General features: G+C 54.8%; 4 protein-coding genes and 1 pseudogene. 3 read left to right on the top strand and 2 right to left on the bottom strand.

The annotated features are described in order from the left end of the window. The first annotated feature begins 148 nt into the window (after positions 1-148). Both AQR02_RS35220 and AQR02_RS23690 read left to right on the top strand, forming a co-directional pair. Positions 149-280, top strand: a complete 132-nt coding sequence (locus AQR02_RS35220; protein ID WP_280818664.1) for a hypothetical protein — start codon at positions 149-151, stop codon at positions 278-280. A gap of 45 nt (positions 281-325) precedes the next feature. Next, on the top strand, positions 326-832 hold the full coding sequence (locus AQR02_RS23690) for a DUF2569 domain-containing protein (protein ID WP_054942863.1): 507 nt from the start codon (positions 326-328) through the stop codon (positions 830-832). A 103-nt stretch (positions 833-935) separates the two neighbouring features. Here AQR02_RS23690 and asd read toward each other — a convergent pair whose 3' ends face one another. Continuing rightward, positions 936-1,727 (bottom strand): archaetidylserine decarboxylase, encoded by a 792-nt coding sequence (gene asd, locus AQR02_RS23685; protein WP_054942862.1) that lies wholly within the window; start codon positions 1,725-1,727, stop codon positions 936-938. A gap of 89 nt (positions 1,728-1,816) precedes the next feature. Further along, a complete protein-coding gene (locus AQR02_RS23680; protein WP_054942861.1) occupies positions 1,817-2,911 on the bottom strand; it encodes a YheC/YheD family endospore coat-associated protein in 1,095 nt (364 codons plus the stop codon). 229 nt (positions 2,912-3,140) lie between these two features. Between AQR02_RS23680 and AQR02_RS23675 the strand changes: the two are divergent. After that, positions 3,141-5,533 (top strand): annotated as a pseudogene (locus tag AQR02_RS23675) (WIAG-tail domain); the annotation flags it as partial.

The following is a 5,533-nucleotide window of genomic DNA, read 5'->3' as shown; positions in this document are numbered from 1 at the left end:
TTAATAACAGTGTTGATCTTAATTCATCAGCCAACGGATTCTTTTTGCCGCCTGCTACTAATAATGCAGATACGTTGATTAATGATGAGTACACAATTTCTACATACTCAGGATCACATAGTAGATCTTATTATGATGATTTTACGATATGATTGAATCCGTTGAAAAGAAATACAGCGATTTTCCTAGTTATTTGACTGGAAAACCTGTTGTATCTGGGAACGCAAAAGATATTTCAGTGCCTTATATTGAACAAGATGATACGGAGAATGAAACATGATATGGAGCAAGCACCCAACACTACAATAATTTAGGAGGAAAATGTATGGAAACGGAGATTCAACAGGAAACGCAAGCATATAGGCCGCTAGGGCCTTCGGGTCTGGGGGGCTGGCTGATACTTGTGCAGATCGGATTGTTTGCAACGCTAATTTTAGTGGCGACACAGTTGCTGAACTATAACCTTCCAAGCTTTCAATCGGAGTACTGGGACATGGCCACATCCAAACAGGGAGAATTATATCATCCGCTGTGGGCTACCCTGCTTGTATTCGAGGCTTCGGCAAATCTGCTGCTGCTGCTCTTCTCTGTCGTTACTTTGGTGTTGTTTTACCGGAAAAAATCCATATTGCCCCGCATCATCATTCTGCTCTATTGCTGCAACCTGCTAATAGCTATTATTGATTATATTCTGCAGCTGAACATACCGCTGATCAGAGAGACGGGCCAAGGCGGCAGCCTCCGTGATCTTATAAGAACAGGCTTTACCTGCATGATTTGGGTGTCTTACTTTCTAAAATCCGAGCGGGTAGCCAACACATTTGTGCGGTAAAAGTAAATATATATCTTTTGTGAGAGTTTTTATACAAATCAAAGCCCCGTCCAAGGGATTGCCTGCGCTCCTTGGACGGGGCTTTGAAGTATGTCCTGGCGGTTTAAGTAGGGCGCCGCAGTGTCCCCAACAGTTCCCCCATCTTAACCTTGGTCTCGCCCGTTAGTCCGGGCCGCGGAGTAAAGGTGCCGTTCTCAAGCAGCAGCACCACCGTAGAACCGAATTCGAAATAGGCGAGGTCCTCTCCGATCTGCCACTGATCCGCTTCAGCATCCGAATAATGAATGCTGCTCACATTCATCGCACCAACCTTCACAACGGCGGCTTCACCGTTGGCTCCGGCAATATAAGTAATGAGCCGTTCATTGCGGCTCAGCACACTCTTCATATGTCTCATGCCGAATTCGTTGACGGGATAGGCCCGGCCGCGGATGTAGTCGCTCTCAATCCTGCGTCCGGTAAGCGGCGCGTGAATCCGGTGATAATCCGTCGGGCTTAAGTACAGTACGAAGAAGAAGCCCTTTTTGTACAGCTCCATATGCGGAGAGTGGTTAAGCAATTCTTCCAGCAGGTAATCCTGCCCTTTAACATTCATAATGGTTCCGGAATGAATCTCACCCATGGCGGTAATCAGAGCGTCTACCGGACTGGCAACCACATCAGCCCCATCCGCTACTATGCGCATTCCAGGCTTCAGCCGGCGGCTGAAAAATTCATTTAGCGTGTGGTATTCGCCGGACGGCTTCTCCGCTTCGGCGGCAGGAATATGATAAGTCCGAATGAATACCGGGATCAAAAAACGGCTGAGTCTGCTATGGGAGAAAGCTCCCATTAACCGGGAAAGCCATCTTCGTGAGGACAGCTCAGTCATCAGCCGCAGCAATTGTTTAACCATGATTATCTCCCTTCCATCATGCAGAGTAACGGTCCCGCTTCCGGGACCGTTACCGCTCTGCATTATATTGACATAGAATAAGAGACAAATCAATAACGGATATACCTTGCGGGATCTTCAAGCAGGAAACGGGCATAGCCCATCGGCCTGCGGTAGCTGTCTTTCCAGGTTCCGCTCAGCCCGGCTTTCTGGAATCCATAGCGCTGGTCGCGCCCGTTGCATTCGATGAAATACAGACGCTGGTCCCTGGTGATGCCGATATCCAGTCCGATATCGGCAAGGCCTGGCAGGTTTCTCTCCAGCTGGTGAGCGATAGAGAGACTGAGAGATGTGACGGACATGCGGATACGTGCCGCTGCACTACCGGTGAAGACCTGATTCAGAACAGCGGATGCGCTTAACGCTTCACCGCCTCTGGCAATGTTCGAGACAAATCCGCCAGGTGCCGCAAGTTTGGCGAACATGCCGGTTACCTGCCACTCTCCGCCCCAGCCGCGCTGCACGGTGACCCGCAGATCAAAGGGCCGGCCGCTGACCTCAGCCAGCGGAATGCGTTCCTGTACCAGATAGGGTACGGATGCGAAGCGTAACCGCAGGGCCCTTGGCAAAGCCTGCGGGTCCACCGTACTGCTCAACCAGCGGCGCGAGCCGGAAGGGAGATAACTCCAGGTCCAGCGGCGCGCACTGATCCGGGACAGGCGCATGACGCCCTTGCCGACACTGCCGCGGCACGGTTTGAGAATGAGGTCAGAATAGCGGTTCATCATTTCCTTCAGCCCGGACAATCCGGTCCTTGAGTCAGGTAAAAAGCACTGTAGTGCTTCAGTCTGCTCCAGCAGTCCGTGAATCTGATCTTTTCCGTAGCGGTTACATGTATTAAATATCAGGAGGCCCTGCCCCAGCAGCCGGTCGATCCCGGTGCTGCCCTGGCTGTAGATCGCCCTGTTATGAATCACGCCCGGTGTCGGGATGACGGTTCTGACGTATCCCTGACTTCCCTTCACGTAAGCGATGCTGAACCCTGATTCCGGATTGATGTCGGAGAGCTGCAGAAAGCAGGGGATCATTCCGTAGGCGGCGGCAGCCTCCTCATAGCTTTCCAGCGACTCCTGTCCCGTTTTTAACCGGGGAACGCCCCGGTGCATAGCGGCATTTAGCAGTATTCCCACGAGCTTTTGCCCCATGTTCGTTCCTCCCGTTATCTTCTGTAATTACGGCGGTTCCCCTTCTTTAGCATTGTATGTTTGTACGGGGCTTCGGGGGATGGACGAATGCGCGGCGGCAGATGCCCTTTTTTGAAGCAGGATCTTACGGGTGTAAAGAATGGCAGGCATGCTGCAAAAGGGTGTCATCCGCCTACCTTACTGCATATGATGCCTAGGAGAAACATTCGATGGAAGGAGGAGACTGCTTGTGAAGGGCTCCAGAAAGAACCGGCATAACAGCTCAAAAAAACGACTCTATTATGTAGATAATCCCAATAAAACAGAATTGAGCATGCTGCGAAGCGGTCCAAGGGTACAGGAGGGGAATACTACGCCAGCCGAAGGCGCGGATACGGTGGCGGAGGTGAGCGTGCCAGACCAGACTCTGCAGGTTAGCGGCGTTGGCACAGCGGAGCTTCCGGCACAGCCGGCCGCCCTAGAAACGAATCAGCTGCTGAAGCCGGCAGTGGAAGAAGCGCTTGAGATAGAGGCGGTTTCTCCATTAAAAGTGCCGGCTGCTCCGCTTGTGACGGAGAAGGAACGGCTGCAGAAGGTGTACACCGATGATCTTTCGGAGGCCGCAGTGACCGGTCCGAAAATCGCTCCCCGGACGATCGACGGGTCCAAGCTGAAATTCGGCATTATCGGCACGCCGTGGCTGCAGGATTATGCAGTACAGAGTATTAACATCGCGGATAAGGCGATTACCTCGTCCAAACTGGCCCCTGAGTCGGTATCGGGCGAGCATTTGGCCGAAGGAAGTGTCAGCGGAGGCAAGCTGCTGGATTATTCGATCGGCGGCGAAAAGCTGAAAAACGGAAGTATCGGGCCGGAAAAGCTGGCTGACCGCACGATCGGAGGAGAGCAGATCGCGGACCGCTCGATCTCCGGCCGCCATTTGAGCGAGCTGCTGATCACCTCTGAGCTGCTGGAGGACGGTGCCGTTAGCGGCGAGAAAATTCTAAGCAGCAGCATTGTCAGCCGCCACCTGGCGAACGGCATTATAGACCGCTCCAAGCTGGCGGATGACGCAGTATCCGGTGACAAAATTGCCGATGGCGAAATCACCGGCGCCAAGCTGGCTGAGGGCAGCATCGGCAGCAGCCATCTGAAGGAAGGGGCGGTGACCGCGAAGCATCTGGCCCCCGGTGCGATCGGGCGGGAGCAGCTGGCCGACAAGCTGATCGGCAAAGAGCAGCTGGGCTCTGCTGTGATCGAGAGCGGGCATCTGGCCGATGGTGCGGTCGGCTCACGGCAGCTCGGAGAGCGGGCTGTACGCAGCCAGCACCTGAGTTCGGAGAGCATAAACGGGACCCATATCGGTGACGGGGAAATCAAGGCAAATCATCTGGCTGACCGGAGTATTTCTTTTGTGAAGCTGGCGGAAGGGGCTGTGGGGACGGCGCAGATTGTCGAGCAGGCGGTGACCTCCTCCAAAATCGCCGACCAAAGCATCCTGACGCATAAGCTGGCCGATGAAGCGGTAACGACCCGCCATCTGGCGAAGTCGGCAGTCCGCAGTCCGCAGATTGCCATGCAGGCGATTACCTCCGCTCACATCCAGCGTGAAGCGGTGGATCAGTCCCACTTGAGCACTGAATCCGTAGGTTCAGAACAGCTGCAGGCAGGTGCGGTGCTGAATACCCACCTGGCTTCCGGTGCGGTAACCGGTAAACAGCTGGCGCATGAATCCGTCACGACAGACCATCTCCTTCCGCATAGTGTAACTACTGCCAAATTGGCAGACGGGTCGGTTATCGGTGCGAAGCTGGCTCCCGGTTCCGTGAGCAGCCATACCATTGTCCGGGAAGCCGTGAGCGGAGAGCATATCGCTTTCTGTGCGGTGGAGGAAAAACATCTGGCGGATGCCAGCGTCAGCGGCCGGGTGCTGCAAGGTGCGGTAGTAGATACCGAACACCTGGCTCCGGGTGCCGTTGAGCGCAAGCATCTCGCCGAGAACAGTGTCAGCAGCACAGCTCTGCAGGCCGGAGCAGTGACCGGCGACAAGCTGGCTTCAGGTGCAGTGAAGGAAGTTCACCTGGCTGCAGGGGCGGTGCAGCCGCATCACCTGGCAGATCATGCTGTGACTTCATTAAAGATATCGCCGGAAAGCATCTCGACCGATAAGCTTAGTGATTTGTCCGTTACATCCATCAAGCTGGCTGATGGCAGTGTGAGTTCTCCCAAGCTGGCGCCTGCTGCGGTGACAGCCGAGCACTTAGCGCCGGGAGCGGTCGTTCCTGCCTCTATCAGCGATACCGCAGTGCAGGGAAGACATCTGGCGCCGGCAAGCATCGGCGGGGCACACATCCGCCCGATGTCGATCGGTAACGGCCATATCCTCCCTAGTTCAGTCTCTTCTATACAAGTGCAGGACGGCAGTATTGTCAGTTCCAAGCTGGCAGATGAAGCTGTGACCTCCCGCCACCTGTCCTCCGGCAGCATTGACGGCAGCCATCTGGCGGAAGCCGCAGTGGAGAGCCGGCACATCGGTGAAGGCGAGATTACGCTGGCCCACCTGGCCGAGGAAGTCCGCAGTGCAGAGATTCTGCCGGACGGCAGCATCAGTGCTGCTAAGCTGGCTGACAGCTCCGTCGGTTC

Source organism: Paenibacillus ihuae, from assembly GCF_001368795.1.
GTDB lineage: Bacteria > Bacillota > Bacilli > Paenibacillales > Paenibacillaceae > Paenibacillus_AQ > Paenibacillus_AQ ihuae.
Note: the sequence above shows the minus strand (reverse complement) of the source record. Positions and strands in the feature narration are given on the sequence as shown.